Genomic DNA, 14,351 nt, shown 5'->3' with positions numbered 1-14,351 from the left:
TGTTTAAATTCTTAGTTTACTTCTTTGTTTTAAAAAATCTCTTAAAGCCTCATCTAAAGGTTCGTGGGTAGAAATGGTGCGGTAAAAAATTCTTCTGTCGAGCATTTTAGCTCTGGTTTCGGCTAAATAAGTTGCAAGTTTGCTCTTATAGCGCTGTCTTGCTTTTTCCTGGTCAATCTGAATCGTTTCGCCCGTTTCCAGGTCTTCAAAAGTGCTATAGCCTTTAAAATCAAGCTCAAGTTCATTCCTGGCTAACACATGAAAAACTACAATTTCGTGCCGAAGTGTATTTAAGGTGTCCAGCAATTTAAAAATCTCATCATTAGTTTGATAAAGATCGGTCACAAAAATGAGCAATTCGCGTTTTTGAGTGCTGGCAAATAATTCGGTGTAATGAATGGGTTTGGTAAAGTGGCCTTCAGCTTTAATCTGCTCCAGCTGATAAAACAACCTGGCCAAATGTTGGTAATTCTGCTTCGCCGCCATAGCATAGATGCCCGCACTTTTCAATACGTATAAGCCAACGGCGTCGCCCTGTAAACTGGCCAGGAAGGCTAAAGAAGCCGTGAGATAACGGGCATAATCTATTTTACTAAAATCGCCATCACTATGGCTCATCGAGGCGCTTGCATCTATTAATATACGCAAGGCAATATTAGTTTCCACTTCCGATTCGCGAATATAATAGCGATCTGACCGGGCAAACATTTTCCAGTCGAGCGAGCGCAAATCATCGCCGGGCTGATAACTTCTATATTGGCTAAACTCCAACCCTGCACCTTTTACGGTACTTTTGTTAATGCCATTCATAAAACCATCAATCGTCATTTTTGCCGATAAGGATAGGTCTTTAATGGCCATCAATATTTTAGGATCGAGCAGTTTACTCATTAAATATTGGCTTTTGGTTTCGAAATGGCCTTGATCAGTTCTTCGGTTACCTTGTCTGATGAAACATTTTCAGCTTCTGCTTTAAAGTTCATTAATACCCTATGACGCAGTACAGGATAAGCCATCGTTTGTAAATCTTCCAAAATCACTGCATACCGGCCTTTAAATAATGCTCTTGCCTTCGCAGTTAAAATTAAGGCTTGCCCGGCACGCGGACCTGCTCCCCAGCGTACCCATTCCTTTACAAAATTTACCGTCGTGGTGTCAGGGCGGGTAGCACGGATCATTTCGCTGACATAAGTAATCAGGTCATCGCTAATGCTTACTTCACGGGTAATGGCCTGAAGTTCTTTGATTTCTTCTGCACCGATAACCGGATTGATTGTGGCCTTTTTGCTACCTGTGGTGCTGCTTAAAATCTGTGTTTCTTCTGCTGCGGTAGGGTAGCCAATCTTGATGTATAACAGGAAACGGTCTAACTGTGCTTCAGGTAGTGGATAAGTACCGGCCTGTTCAATAGGGTTTTGGGTAGCGAGGATAAAAAATGGGCGATCTAAAGGGTAAGTTTGTCCGCCATAGGTTACTTCAAATTCCTGCATGGCCTCTAATAAAGCCGATTGGGTTTTTGGCGGAGTCCTGTTTACCTCATCAGCCAGAATAATATTGGCAAATAATGGCCCTTTATTAAATTTGAAGAACCGTTTTCCGGTAACATGGTCTTCTTCCAGGATCTCGGTGCCCACAATATCAGTCGGCATTAAATCGGGCGTAAATTGTATTCTCCTAAACGAAAGAGCCAGCGCTTCCGATAGGGTTCTTACCATCAAAGTTTTCGCCAAACCCGGTACACCTTCAAGTAAACAGTGGCCGCCTGCCATCAAGGCAATCAGGATTTCTTCAATAATTACATCCTGACCAACAATTACTTTCTGTATTTCGCTTTTTAACAGGGAGATCTTATCGATCAATATTTTTAGGTTGTTTTCTGAACGCTCCAAAATGGTTGATTTTTTTAATACAATGATATTGTGCTTCAATATAGCTCATATTGATACATAGTTTTAAACTTGTGAAAAGAATATCAAAAAATTTACAAGATAATTTAGGCAGAAAGCGCAAATAATGAAAAATGAAGGTAATTTTAGGCTGTGCGAAGAGCTAAATTTACATTTGCGAGGTTAAAATATAATTCAGGCGACTGGGATACGGATCAGCGCATGCCATCTAATCTATTAAATTCGCTGTTGGAGTATACCACCATTCCATTAGATGAGGAAGAGAAAATTGTTGAATTGAGCAGTCGCGATGTGTTTAAATATCCCTTTTGTTATTTAAGCGGGCATAAGCTGGTTCAGTTTACACAGCAGGAAGCCCTAAATTTTAAAACTTATGTACACAACGGGGGCTTCGTTTTTGTTGACGATTGCAACCACGATATTGATGGCTTGTTTGCCCGCTCATTTGAAACGCAGATGGGTAACCTTTTTGGACCTCAGGCTTTAAAGAAAATCCCCAATAACCATGGTATTTACAATGCTTTCTTCAAGTTTGAAAAGGGACCGCCAACAACATCTTTTGAGCTGAATGGCTGGGGTGATGATCTGGTACATGATTACCTGAAGGCCATTACCATTAACAACAGGATAGGCGTATTGTATAGTAATAAAGATTATGGTTGCGAGTGGGATTATGATTTCAGGAACAAACGTTTTTTAGCTGAAGACAATACGAAGTTCGGGGTAAATATCATTCTGTACGCTATGGGTATTAATAGTTAGTGCTTGACAGTTTCCAAAGTTTAAATAGCCGGTAATATCCATGCGGATTTCCATAAAGAATGCATAACTGTTGTCATTACGAACGCAGTGAAGAACCCGGAGGCTCTGCGAAGCAAATCTTTTAAAGGATAATAATTCAATAAAAGTTCCTTAGTTGCACTCAGGATCACATTTCAGAAACAGTGTTTGATTCCAGGTTCGCTGTTTTTTGTGTTGTCAAATGTTAACATCTGACAGGTTTAGATCATTCATTAATTAGAGCTTGGAAGCAGCAGATTTCTGTGCTGCCAGATGTTACCATCTGTCAGGTGATATGTCTTTACATGTTTCCAAAACACCCCGTCCTGCGGACACCCCTCTGGGAGAGGGGAATGGATATGCGGATACCATATGCTCCCACGCTTAACCAATGGCAAATAATCTAAAGGCAAATAAACTACAATGCATACGCGGTTTCAGCTTTTGATTGATTCAGTACTAAAAAACTCTGTATGTTACCTACATAAGCCAGAGAACCGATATTCTCCCTCAGGAAATGGTTATAAGAAACCATATCGGGCATAGCTACTTTAAGCATAAAATCAAAATGCCCGGTAAGATGATAACATTCCATCACCTCGGGATATTTATCCATCTCCATCTTGAATGCTTTCACAATATCTTCCGAATGCATGGTAAGTTGAATATGCGGAAAAGCGATAAAATGTGACCTCAATTTATCAATTTCTACCAGGGCAACTGTTGATTTAATATAACCATTTGTTCGCAGTTTTTTAATTCGTTCTACAATATGGGTCATGCTTTTCCTGAGCTTTCCGGAAACTTCTTTATAGGTTAATAGTCCATCACGTTGTAAAAGGTTAAGGATTTCGATATCTGTCTGGTCAACTTTTGGAGGTTGCATGTTAATACTTAGTGTATATTTTTTTATTTTTGTTGCTTTTGTAAAGCTTAAAAATAGTTAAATTAAGTTGTACTTAATTGTTTTTTGATATTTATTTAAAAAATTACTTAGTGTATTTTTTACAATAATATTAAGGATTTCGGAGGATCAGTAAAAATTATATTCTGTTCGTTTATCCAATGAACAGGTGAAACCAAATTTTAGCATGTAGAGGGTTGGGTAAAAAATAATTTTTACCAAAAAAACAGGTTATTGCCGTATAATGTGCTTAACTACTGATCTTTACAATGTAATTGATCCTAACCGAATATTCTTCTTTTATGTACAAAAAACACAACTTTGGTGCCGGCCCATGTATATTGCCGCCATCTGTAATGGAACAAGCTGCCAGGGCCGTAATCAATTGGCGGGGGATGGGTTTATCTATCCTGGAAGTTTCCCATCGGTCGCCGGAATTTGAAGATGTAGTACTTAAAACCCAGCTTTTGGTTCGCGAGTTATTGGCTGTTCCCGATCACTATTCGATACTGTTTTTACAGGGCGGGGCCAGTACGCAATTTGCTATGGTTGCGATGAATTTTTTGGACAAAGGAAAAAAAGCGGCTTATCTGGATACGGGGTATTTTGCACAAAAAGCCATTAAAGAAGCACGTTTGTTTGGTGAAGTAGAGGTGTTCGCTTCTTCTGGAGATAAAGATTATACCTATATCCCGGTTGATTTTAATTACGATAAGCAAGTGGCATACCTGCACTGCACGTCAAATAATACCATTGAGGGGACTGAAATGTTTGATTTCCCAAAAGGAGGTGCACCGCTCATATGCGATATGTCATCCGATATTTTTTCAAGAGAAATCAACATCACCGATTTTGATCTCATTTATGCAGGTGCCCAAAAAAATATGGGTCCTGCCGGTATGACATTAATTATCGCAAAAAATGAGTTTATCAACCAGGCAAAAAAAGAAACCCCTTCCATGATGGATTACCGGATCTTCCGAGATAATATGAGCATGTACAATACCCCGCCGGTTTTTTCGATATATGTAGCCATGCTTAATTTATTGTGGCTTAAAGATCAGGGTGGTGTAAGTGGAATTGAACAAAAAAATATAGCAAAGGCAAAATTGTTGTATGCTGAAATAGACCGAAACCCACTATTTCACGGAACCGCCGATGTTGAACATCGATCGCGGATGAACGTTACTTTTTTGGCGGTTAATAAAGAAGTGGAAGCCGGTTTCTTAAAATTTGCTGCAGACCAGGGAATTGTGGGCATAAAAGGTTATAGAACCGTTGGCGGATTTAGGGCTTCGCTTTACAATGCACTTCCGCTATCAAGTGTTGAAATATTGGTGGAAGCTATGGCCACTTTTGAAAAAGAATATAGCGGGAAGATAGCGCTTGAACTCGAATAATCTATTAAAGATGATAAAAATCGCTCCATTAAAAGCACTACAGCCTGGTAAAGACCTGTTTGAACTATTGATTACCAATCAGGCAAACGATAAATTGCATAAAAATGAACAGCCGTCATTTGAAGACCTGCTCAATCTTTTCGGATGTGCTTTAAATGATCTGCCTGCAATTTATATTTATGAGTTCAGTGGTGAAAACGGTGTGATGAGGGGAATTTGGGCGGCAATTGATCTTAGTCTGACACCAGAAAACACCATTAAAAGGCATGAAGAAACCTTATCATCAAAAGTAGCGTCGATTATGGTCGATCGGAAAGGTAAGTCCATTCAGAAATCTCCGATTTTATTGGTACATAAAAAAGATAAAACCTTAGATGCGCTGATCGATTTTGTGGTGCGTACCAGAAAACCTTTGGAAAATGAATGGTCGCAAATGGGGCATTTCCTTTATCAGGTATCGGAAGACGAGCTGATTGAACAATTTGTTGAGAAATTTAAAAATGTTAACTCGCTTTATCTGGCCGATGGGCATCACCGTTTGGAAGCTGCCTTTGCTTTGCAGCAAAGCAGGCCTCAGCAGATCAGTTCGCTATTGGTTTCTGCTGACATGATTTCCATTAGTGCCTTTCACAGAATGATTGCAGGTACAGATACTTCTTGCTCCTCGTTTATGGAAAAACTGAAAACACATTATTATATCTCCAAAATTCCAAATAATAGACCTTACAAGCCCGATCGGAAAAATAGGATAGGTCTCTTTTTTAAAGGAGAGTGGTATCAATTGGATCTAAATGGCGTCTCTGCTTTGTCTGCAATGCCCGATACGGTGATTTTACAGGATTACATTCTTGCTCCTGTGCTGGGTATTCATAAGCCCAAGGATGACGAGAGGCTGATTTGTTTCCCGGATTGCAAATGGGTGCAATTTCTTGCTGAACTAGAAGGCGATGAAAACGCAATTGGTTTTTCACTTTTTCCAATGACCGCCGATGCATTTATAACGGTGGCAGAAAAGGGCGGATTTTTACCGCCCAAATCTACCTGGATAGCACCAAAGGTTCCGCAGGGCTTGATGGCCTGTAGTTCTTCAGCTATAGAGGCAAAAGTCGAACAGTTAAAGATAAATTAATGGTTAAACTTATACGATAAACAATATGTCAGATCTCGACTTGGAAAATATAGCGCAGGTAGGTGCTACTTTTCTGATCATTACATTCTTTTTAGTGGCTTTTTTGAAAAAGCATCTTAAAGTTAACAAGAGAAAAAATGATACAGAGCAAGATTACATGCATTGGCTCTGACCTATTTTAGCACTTCAATCGCGGCGAGTATTTTTGTTTTTTACATCAGTTTAGCTTGATGGAGAATCGGTTTTAGGATTAAAAGTATGTTTATGCGCTCATCATTGCAGTTTTGTTATCGTTAAATTTTATACTTTTGGTTGATTACAATTAACCTGATATATTTATGAAAATGCTTTTTAGGGCTTGCATACTTTCCATTTTAATTTTTTCTGCTATCAAGGCAAGTGCACAAACAGTTACTCTAGATTATTTTTTCAATCGTGAAACCCGTAAAGATAAGGACGGTAAAGAGGTTCGGTTTCACTATCTGTGGGGTGAGCAGGCGATGAGTGGTTTTTCTATTTTAGGCAGTATATTTAAAAAGGAAGGATTTAAGTTGGATTCGCTTGAAACTGCACCAACTGCAGCCAGGTTAAAAGGAAGCGAAGTATATTTAATTGTAGATCCCGACCGGCCTAAGGAAAATCCGAAACCAAATTATATTCAGGCTTCAGATATTGCCGAAATTGCTGCCTGGGTAAAACAGGGAGGTGTATTGGTTATGTTTGCCAATGATAGTGCCAACGTAGAATTGCCGCATTTTAATAAATTGGCAGAGGTGTTTGGCATGCACTTTACCAATGACATGCAAAATCATGTTATTGATGACAATCATTTTGAGGATGGCGCTATTGTTATCAAAAATAACCCGGTGTTTAAAACGGCGCAAAAAATATTTATGAAAGATATTTGCGCTATTGAAACCAAAGGCGCTGCTAAGCCAGTATTAAAAAATAAAGCCGGTGCAACGGTTATTGCCCATGCTAAATATGGTAAGGGTAATGTGGTGGCCATTGCCGATCCGTGGTTGTACGACGAATACGTTAATGGCCGTTTGCCAAAAGAGATGGATTTTGAAAATGATAAGGCTGCTGTAGATCTGGTAAGGTGGTTAAAAATGCTTGCGCGGAAATAGCTACAGCTTATCCAGTTTAAAATAGCCTAAATGAATTTCATCATCAGGTAAATTTCCTGATGATGGTTTGATCTCGATACGGTATTTTTGTTTCGATTCATCGCTTAAAATGTCTTCAATTTTATAAATATCGTCTACATCAATGCCATATTTTTCGTCGATATGAGAATTGGCGCCTTTTATCGAATTGGTTTTAAAAAATACCGTTTTCTTTGCTTCCTGTATGGCTTTGGCCCTTTCATCATGTACCGATAGTACAATATGATGCTGCTCATATAACTGATTAGTTAGATAGCCGCCAAGGTTAATAAAGAACAATTTGTGGAGCGAGGGTAAGGTATGCACGTCACGTAACCCGATGCTGATTTCATAATCATCCACCTTATTCACTTCCCTCCAGCCATCAATATGCAGGCTGGTGCCCGTCCCCGGCCAAAAAGCCTTAATCTCGGGCACCAGATCTTTTAGCGAATGGGCAATGCCGAAGAAATAGTCGTGCTGTTCGACATTTCGTTTCGGGGCTTTTGAGCCCAGTAAAATCATATATAGTTTTAATTCGTTCATTGGTGTATTAATTCATTAATGCCTTCCGGCAATCTATCATTCAAAATTCAATCTGTTAATAAAACTCACCTTTTTTAACAGAGTTAAGCTAAATAGGTTCTTAAATTTTAGGATTTTCTTCATTTCTAACCACAGCGCGCATCGAGCAGGCACGCAGGACAAGATTTGAAGAGAGACTTTAACTGTATTTTCTTCATCTTTACCGTAGCCCTGAATGTTGAGGAGAGAGATCTATCATAGCAGGTTAAAAATTTTCCATTGCTGTCTAAAGGACGTCCTAATTTCAGAACCTAAATCTCCGGACCTCTGAACCCTGACTTGTTAACTTATTAACAAACAATCCAAACAATTTTCTTTTTTTTAGATTGTATCTGTTACAAATGGATACGAAAACTGCAAAAAAGAAAATTGCCATCATTGGTGGCGGCCCGAGCGGCTTGTTCATGTATAAAAGATTAATTGAATCTGAAGTTCCCAATTTCGAAATAGAAATATTCGAACGCAAAGGCTACTTGGGGGCGGGTATGCCTTATAGTGCTGAAGGGGCAAATGTAGAACACATTACCAACGTATCCGACAATGAAATTCCGATTATATTCAACTCTATTGAAGATTGGGTAAAAATTGCACCAAAAGAGATTTTAAAAAAGTTTGATATCGATGAGGACAAATTTAACGAATACAAGGTATTGCCAAGATTGTTTTTTGGTGAATATCTTTCTGCCCAGTTTAACTTATTAAAAGAAGTTGCAGAAAATAAAGGTATTAAAACTGATGTACACTTAAATTGTGTGGTTGATGATATTGTTGATGTTTCTGAAGATCAGCAGGTTGTGGTGAGCATTAAAGGACAAAATAAAATTCGTTTCGATCTTGTAATTATTTGTACTGGTCATAATTGGCCTCAAAAATATGAAGGAAAAATTCCTGGTTATTTCGATTCGCCATATCCACCAAAAAAGATTGCATTAGAAGTGAACCACACCGTAGGTATTATGGGTTCATCATTAACTGCCATTGATGCCTTAAGAACCCTGGCGCGGCAAAACGGAAAGTTTACAACTAACGAAGATGGTACCTATTCTTACCAGTTAGCCAGCGAAGGTTTTAAAATCGTAATGCACTCACGCAGTGGGTTATTGCCAGCGGTGAGGTTCCATCTGGAAGATTCCCATTTGGGCAAAGAAGAGACGCTGAGTAAGGCCGAAATTCAGGAAAGCATTAAAGAAAATGGAGGTTTTTTGCCATTGGATTATGTATTTGAAAAGAATTTTAAACAAATGTTCGTTGAAAAAGATCCTGTTTTTTATAAAAAGATCAAAGACATGAACCTTGAGGAGTTTGTAGGTGCCATGATGGATTATCGTGAAAAAATGGAACCATTCGATCTGTTTAAGAAAGAATATGAAGAAGCAGAAAAATCCATTGAGAAAAGGAAATCCATCTACTGGAAAGAAGCACTCGCCATTTTAAGCTTCGCCATGAATTACCCTGCAAAATACCTTTCGGCAGAAGATATGGAACGCCTGCAAAAAGTTTTGATGCCACTCATTTCTATTGTAATTGCATTTGTTCCCCAAAGTTCGTGCAGAGAGCTTTTGGCCCTTCATGATGCGGGCGTATTAAGCATTGTTGCCGTTGGCGATCAGGCAGAGGTAGAGCCTTTAACAACTGGCGGAGCAGATTATCATTACAAGGTTGATGGTAAAAAGGTAACCGTCCATTTCGATACCTTTATCGACTGTATTGGCCAGCCACATCTTTCTTTTGACGATTTTCCTTTTAAAAGCTTAATCAGCAATAAGACTATTAGTCCGGCGACACTAAAATTCAAAACTGCCGAAATAGGGGAAGAAGAAATGAAACACAATGATTTAGTAACCAAAAAGGGCGATGATTATCTTTTGACTGTTCCCGGTATTACCATCAATGATCATTTTCAGGTGGTTGATGAGGCTGGTGAGGCGAATGAAAGAATTTATATCATGGCCGTTCCATACATCGGTGGTTATAATCCGGATTATTCAGGAATCGATTTTTGTGAAGCCGCTTCTGAAGCGGTATTGGATCGTATCTTAAGCTAGAGTTTTATTTTTAGGTGGAAGTAACTTGTTATTTACGCGGTAAAATTTACAAAGAAATCTGAAGTAGACCGTTCACAATATCTTTATTTAACATATTCCTTCATAAACTTTTGGGGATTGTAAAACCGTTCGTTCAGTTGTAGCTTATTAAAGGTTAACCAGCTGGCACAGCCATAATCATCAAATTTTTTCCTGATTTCTAAATGGAGGTGGTGATAATCGCCTCCATACTTTTTACTTTCCTGCGGTGTAAATAACCTGGCCAGTTTGGTATTCTGATCCACCTGCTGACCATTGCTTACATAAATCTCTTTCAGGTGTTTATAAGAAGTGAACATCGTTTGGCCATTAGGCAGTTTATGTTTGACCACTACGGTACGTTGGTTTTCCCCTAAATGTACAGAACAAACTACTCCGTTGGCCATGGCATAAACACCAACAAGTTTACTTTTTGGTTGAGCAGGATTGATATCAATAGCCGTGTGAATATGGCCTTTAACATAACTGTCGCGGTGATCGCCAAAAATGCTGATGATTTTAATGTTGATTGTCTTTTTACGGTTAGCTACATCAAAGGGTAAAAACCATTGATCTGCAGTTTTTGCAGGAGCGACATTGGTGTAATAAGGCTTCCAGCGGTCGCGGTCTTTCTCAATGGTTGGCGTTTCAAATAATAGCATTGATAAAAAAATAAATAATAATGTTTTCATGCCATGAGGTAATTTAAAGCAAGATAACGATTTTAATAGATAAACTATCTTTGTAGTTAAAATAATATTATGGTTATTTCAACTAAAGCGCAGTAAAACGAAGAAATCGGTCTGAACAGATTTAACTTCAAGGGCTTTTGGGTTTTTAATTGTTTTGCAATCCACTCAAACTGGGCGATCCATATTATTTTTATGGCCGATATTAATCTGGAAAAGAGAAGGTTTATTTGATTTCATCAATCGCTCGATTTACCCAAAGTCAGATGGCAACGTCTGACTGCACCTTCAAATGAATTCCTTGGTTGGTGTCTCACCGACCGATCAAGATGTTTATTCCGAGTGGTCTGTGGGGACACAGACCACGGCGTTTGCGTTCGTTATTCCCAACTTGATTGGGAATCGTAATACTTTAGCTGGACTTGTTACTTGCATAAGATTCCCGCCTGCGCGGGAATGACGATTGCGTAGACAACAAATCCCCCATCCCGGGGCATTTGTTGTTTATTTTTTCTTCAACTCTATCACCGTAATCTCTGGCCAGATCCCGATCCGGCCTGAAAAACCCAGAAAACCAAAACCCCTGTTTACGTTTAAAAACCTGCCATTTTCGGTCTTAATGCCTGCCCAGTGTTTGTAACGGTATTTCACCGGACTCCATTTGATCCCGAAAGCTTCTATGCCAAACTGCATGCCATGGGTGTGCCCGGCAAGGGATAAGTTAATTTTAGACGGATAATTTTTTACCTGTGCATCCCAGTGCGAAGGATCGTGCGAGAGCAAAATCTTGAAATCGGTAACACTGGTATTCTGTAAGGCCTTATTCAGATCACCACGTTCTCCAAAACCAATTCCCCAGTTTTCTATTCCAGCTAATATGATTTTTTCGCCGTTCTTATGCAGTTCTACATGTTCATCCAGTAAAAGTTTAAAGCCAAGTTCATTGTGGTACGCTTTTAATCGGTTCAGGTTCTGTATTTTATCTGCTTCTGTTGGCCACTTGATATAATCGCCATAATCGTGATTTCCTAAAACAGAAAACTGTCCGAATGGTGCTTTAATCTGCGAAAAATGGCCTATGTAAGGTACAATTTCTGATGCGGCATTATTGACCAGATCGCCGGTGAAAACAAACAGATCACTTTTTTGCGCATTAATCATATCAATCCCTTTTTGAACGGCTTTTGGATTGGTAAAACTTCCCGCATGTACATCAGAAATTTGCGTTAACGTAAAGCCATCAAAACTTACAGGCAGATCATCAAAGTATAAAGTATGTTTAATTACGCGGTAAGCATATTTTCCCTGGGTAATGCCATAAGCAAACAGGGCAATGGTTAAACAGAACATTATAAAAGCAAAATCTACCCAGTAGTTGTTTCTGGCAGCGATATGAAATCCACCTGATTCAAAACTAATAGCAACTGCCATCAATAATCGGAAAACATCGCCGAGCAGCAGAAAAAAGGCGAATACAATTTCTGCAGCGAAAACAATCAGGAAAGTGTGGCTGACGATCTGGAAAAACTTATTGATGCCCTGAATCCGCATTTGCTGAATGGCAAAAAATAAGGCAAAAGTTAAACCGGTAATAAATACCCAGAAAATGGGGCTTAATAAGCTGGATTGACTGATTGCACCCAGGCCAGATAAAACATAAGCGTTAAGGGCAAAAAATATAATTGCAACAATGATGAGCGGCAATAGATTGAGTTTTCTTTTCATGATTAAATCTGCAATTCAGAATGGTGCGCAAAAGTAGATTTTAAACGCTGATAATTGACTTTCTGTTTAATGATGAAGTTATTTTTACGCCCGTTTGATTAAAGCAATGATCATTATTCTGCATTATATTTATCAATATGATAGCAGGAGGAATTAAAATCAACTTCCTGTTGCATATTTTATAATTTACTTTCTTTTATTAGCTTTGTACAAATATGCTATCCAAAAAGACAAAATATGCCATAAAAGCGCTTGTGGCGTTGGGCAAAAATTTAGATAAACCACCCATGCAGATTTCGAAAATTGCAGAGGAGGAGCATATCCCTAAAAAGTTTTTGGAGCAGATTCTGCTCGATTTGCGTAACGCAGGCTTTCTATATAGTAAAAAAGGTGCCGGAGGCGGTTATAGCCTCAACAAAAAACCTGAAGAAATCTTTTTGGTACATGTAATGCGTGTAACCGATGGGCCGATCGCCATGGTTCCCTGTGCGAGTTTAAACTTTTACCACAAATGTGATGAGTGTGTAGATGAGAAAACGTGCGGAATCAGAAGTGCTTTTATTGATGTTAGAGATGCTACGCTCAAGGTTTTAACCGAAACCAGCATTGCAGATGTAATCGGCCGCGAGGATAATCTAAAAATCGGTATCGTTAATTTATAGTCTTTTACTTAACCCAATCCGTCATCTTGAGGGCTAATTTATTTTATAAAAATCAATATGATTGACGGAATTATTTAATGGAAATAAGCCTCAGGGAGGATCGTCATTATTGAGTTTGGTTTTTTTGGAAATAAAAGTTTAGTTTTTACAGGATTTTTTAACAGAGATGGTAGTACCATCCTGATTTTGATAATGATTATTAAATTAAGATCAGTACCGAAGATTTAACGAATGGGATTAATACATTTTAATTTTTTAACCCGTTCAAAGTCGCTTAAATTGCGAGTATAAACTTCAAGGTTATGTACTAAAGCGGTAGCGGCGATAATACTATCACCAAGTTTAAGATTGTACTTTTTCCGAATTTCAACAGCCCTGTCAAATATGTCTTGACCAGGAAGGATGATTGGTATATATTTAAAAATATCAGTAAAGTATTTTTCTTCCTCTGTCTTCAATGCATGATAACCGAGTACTTCAACACGGGATATTTCCGAAACAAAACAGGAGTCGTCAATAATTAACTCCCTCAGGTATTCGTACTCATTTGAATAAGAATAAATAATTACATTACTATCTAAAAGAAAAGCCATACCTATAAAAAAGGTAATTCACGATCGGAACGTTGATTTTGTTGCCATTCAGATGCATCGTCAAAAGACGAAGATGTTGAAGCTTTAAAATTAAGAATACGGTTTTTGAGATTAACCTTAACTGAATTATTAGAAACAATATTTTTCTTCTCAATAACTACATTTAATTTGTTAGCTAACGCGATAATCTTCGCCAGGCTTTCTTCGTTATTTGATTTTAAAATGAGCTCCATGCTGAGATATAAATATTATGATAATGAGATACAAACAAAAATACTAAAATAAAGTTTTAGTATATAAAATAGATGTAAAAACGTTTGTTCTTAGCCGCCTTTCCTACACAGATTATTGTATAATATGAATTCCTAATTTTCAATAGGGCATGAGCAAAAGACCAACTTCGGAAGTCTGTTCCAGGTAAGTGGTGATTCCGCGTTAGGGATTGTAAGGGTTCAGTGCCGATTCTTCATCGGTACCGGAGCGAAGCGGAGCCCTGTAAAGCCCGACCTTTGCGCAGCTTAGAGAACGCCCAAATCAGGTACCAATTGGCAGTTAGCAATTTGTAGTTTTCAGTTACCCCAATTTAAGAATTTAATTTACAGATTTCTCCATTTCGCTGCGCTCCAGTCGAAATGACGTTCTTCTATGTAAATTTTTTTATAATAAATTACTACTATTCCTATATACTTTATATATTTGGCATATAAATTTCAGTTTTATGCCTGAAAAGTTAACTGCTGTACAGATGATGTGCTGTTGCAAAACG

At 38.4% G+C, this 14,351-nt stretch carries 14 protein-coding genes; 6 read left to right on the top strand and 8 right to left on the bottom strand.

Annotated elements, in window-relative coordinates:
- Positions 1-3 precede the first annotated feature (3 nt).
- Both DV942_RS05065 and DV942_RS05060 read right to left on the bottom strand, forming a co-directional pair.
- Complete coding sequence (locus DV942_RS05065; protein WP_244950830.1) at positions 4-891, bottom strand: DUF58 domain-containing protein; 888 nt, start codon at positions 889-891, stop codon at positions 4-6.
- Positions 891-1,928, bottom strand: a complete 1,038-nt coding sequence (locus tag DV942_RS05060) for an AAA family ATPase (protein WP_342354903.1) — start codon at positions 1,926-1,928, stop codon at positions 891-893. The genes DV942_RS05065 and DV942_RS05060 overlap by 1 nt, the downstream gene beginning before the upstream one ends.
- 111 nt (positions 1,929-2,039) lie before the next feature.
- On the opposite strand from DV942_RS05060, the gene DV942_RS05055 reads away from it, so the two are divergent.
- On the top strand, positions 2,040-2,669 hold the full coding sequence (locus DV942_RS05055; RefSeq protein ID WP_090982083.1) for a DUF4159 domain-containing protein: 630 nt from the start codon (positions 2,040-2,042) through the stop codon (positions 2,667-2,669).
- Between the two features lie 436 nt (positions 2,670-3,105).
- Here DV942_RS05055 and DV942_RS05050 read toward each other — a convergent pair whose 3' ends face one another.
- The gene (locus DV942_RS05050; protein WP_145855777.1) at positions 3,106-3,573 is read right to left on the bottom strand and encodes an Lrp/AsnC family transcriptional regulator; all 468 of its coding nucleotides are present in this window, start codon (positions 3,571-3,573) and stop codon (positions 3,106-3,108) included.
- A gap of 320 nt (positions 3,574-3,893) precedes the next feature.
- Here DV942_RS05050 and serC point away from each other — a divergent pair, with 320 nt between their 5' ends.
- The 3 genes from serC to DV942_RS05035 all read left to right on the top strand — a co-directional run bounded on the left by serC (position 3,894) and on the right by DV942_RS05035 (position 7,250).
- A complete protein-coding gene (gene serC, locus DV942_RS05045) occupies positions 3,894-4,991 on the top strand; it encodes a 3-phosphoserine/phosphohydroxythreonine transaminase (RefSeq protein WP_145855774.1) in 1,098 nt (365 codons plus the stop codon).
- Positions 4,992-5,001: 10 nt separating this feature from the next.
- Entirely contained in the window at positions 5,002-6,120 is a 1,119-nt protein-coding gene (locus DV942_RS05040; protein ID WP_145855772.1) for a DUF1015 family protein, read from the top strand.
- Between the two features lie 338 nt (positions 6,121-6,458).
- Positions 6,459-7,250, top strand: a complete 792-nt coding sequence (locus tag DV942_RS05035) for a DUF4350 domain-containing protein (RefSeq protein ID WP_244950829.1) — start codon at positions 6,459-6,461, stop codon at positions 7,248-7,250.
- On the opposite strand, the gene DV942_RS05030 is transcribed toward DV942_RS05035, so the two are convergent.
- A complete protein-coding gene (locus DV942_RS05030) occupies positions 7,251-7,814 on the bottom strand; it encodes a DUF1543 domain-containing protein (RefSeq protein WP_145855770.1) in 564 nt (187 codons plus the stop codon).
- Positions 7,815-8,194: 380 nt separating this feature from the next.
- Between DV942_RS05030 and DV942_RS05025 the strand changes: the two genes are divergently transcribed.
- The gene (locus tag DV942_RS05025) at positions 8,195-9,898 is read left to right on the top strand and encodes an FAD/NAD(P)-binding protein (protein ID WP_145855768.1); all 1,704 of its coding nucleotides are present in this window, start codon (positions 8,195-8,197) and stop codon (positions 9,896-9,898) included.
- An 83-nt stretch (positions 9,899-9,981) separates the two neighbouring features.
- Here DV942_RS05025 and DV942_RS05020 read toward each other — a convergent pair whose 3' ends face one another.
- Entirely contained in the window at positions 9,982-10,608 is a 627-nt protein-coding gene (locus tag DV942_RS05020) for a M23 family metallopeptidase (RefSeq protein WP_090982093.1), read from the bottom strand.
- Between the two features lie 501 nt (positions 10,609-11,109).
- Entirely contained in the window at positions 11,110-12,330 is a 1,221-nt protein-coding gene (locus DV942_RS05015) for a metallophosphoesterase (protein ID WP_186462429.1), read from the bottom strand.
- Between the two features lie 215 nt (positions 12,331-12,545).
- Here DV942_RS05015 and DV942_RS05010 point away from each other — a divergent pair, with 215 nt between their 5' ends.
- A complete protein-coding gene (locus DV942_RS05010; RefSeq protein WP_090982095.1) occupies positions 12,546-12,992 on the top strand; it encodes an RrF2 family transcriptional regulator in 447 nt (148 codons plus the stop codon).
- A 224-nt stretch (positions 12,993-13,216) separates the two neighbouring features.
- Here the strand turns inward: DV942_RS05010 and DV942_RS05005 are convergent, their stop codons facing one another.
- Together DV942_RS05005 and DV942_RS05000 are read right to left on the bottom strand one after the other, a co-directional pair.
- Positions 13,217-13,585 carry a type II toxin-antitoxin system VapC family toxin gene (locus DV942_RS05005; RefSeq protein WP_145855766.1) on the bottom strand — a complete coding sequence of 123 codons (369 nt, stop codon included), beginning with the start codon at positions 13,583-13,585 and terminating at the stop codon, positions 13,217-13,219.
- Between the two features lie 2 nt (positions 13,586-13,587).
- Entirely contained in the window at positions 13,588-13,818 is a 231-nt protein-coding gene (locus DV942_RS05000; protein WP_145855764.1) for a hypothetical protein, read from the bottom strand.
- Positions 13,819-14,351: the final 533 nt, after the last annotated feature.

This window comes from Pedobacter suwonensis, assembly GCF_007833675.1.
Classification (GTDB): domain Bacteria; phylum Bacteroidota; class Bacteroidia; order Sphingobacteriales; family Sphingobacteriaceae; genus Pedobacter; species Pedobacter suwonensis.
This window is presented reverse-complemented; position numbering and strand designations above follow the sequence as displayed.

What these genes read in the sequence shown, in the direction of transcription:
- DV942_RS05065 (WP_244950830.1), bottom strand. Translation starts at nt 891, where the DNA reads ATGAGTAAACTGCTCGATCCTAAAATATTGATGGCCATTAAAGACCTA.
- DV942_RS05050 (WP_145855777.1), bottom strand. Translation starts at nt 3,573, where the DNA reads ATGCAACCTCCAAAAGTTGACCAGACAGATATCGAAATCCTTAACCTT.
- serC (WP_145855774.1), top strand. Translation starts at nt 3,894, where the DNA reads ATGTACAAAAAACACAACTTTGGTGCCGGCCCATGTATATTGCCGCCA.
- DV942_RS05040 (WP_145855772.1), top strand. Translation starts at nt 5,002, where the DNA reads ATGATAAAAATCGCTCCATTAAAAGCACTACAGCCTGGTAAAGACCTG.
- DV942_RS05035 (WP_244950829.1), top strand. Translation starts at nt 6,459, where the DNA reads ATGAAAATGCTTTTTAGGGCTTGCATACTTTCCATTTTAATTTTTTCT.
- DV942_RS05030 (WP_145855770.1), bottom strand. Translation starts at nt 7,814, where the DNA reads ATGAACGAATTAAAACTATATATGATTTTACTGGGCTCAAAAGCCCCG.
- DV942_RS05025 (WP_145855768.1), top strand. Translation starts at nt 8,195, where the DNA reads ATGGATACGAAAACTGCAAAAAAGAAAATTGCCATCATTGGTGGCGGC.
- DV942_RS05020 (WP_090982093.1), bottom strand. Translation starts at nt 10,608, where the DNA reads ATGAAAACATTATTATTTATTTTTTTATCAATGCTATTATTTGAAACG.
- DV942_RS05015 (WP_186462429.1), bottom strand. Translation starts at nt 12,330, where the DNA reads ATGAAAAGAAAACTCAATCTATTGCCGCTCATCATTGTTGCAATTATA.
- DV942_RS05010 (WP_090982095.1), top strand. Translation starts at nt 12,546, where the DNA reads ATGCTATCCAAAAAGACAAAATATGCCATAAAAGCGCTTGTGGCGTTG.
- DV942_RS05005 (WP_145855766.1), bottom strand. Translation starts at nt 13,585, where the DNA reads ATGGCTTTTCTTTTAGATAGTAATGTAATTATTTATTCTTATTCAAAT.
- DV942_RS05000 (WP_145855764.1), bottom strand. Translation starts at nt 13,818, where the DNA reads ATGGAGCTCATTTTAAAATCAAATAACGAAGAAAGCCTGGCGAAGATT.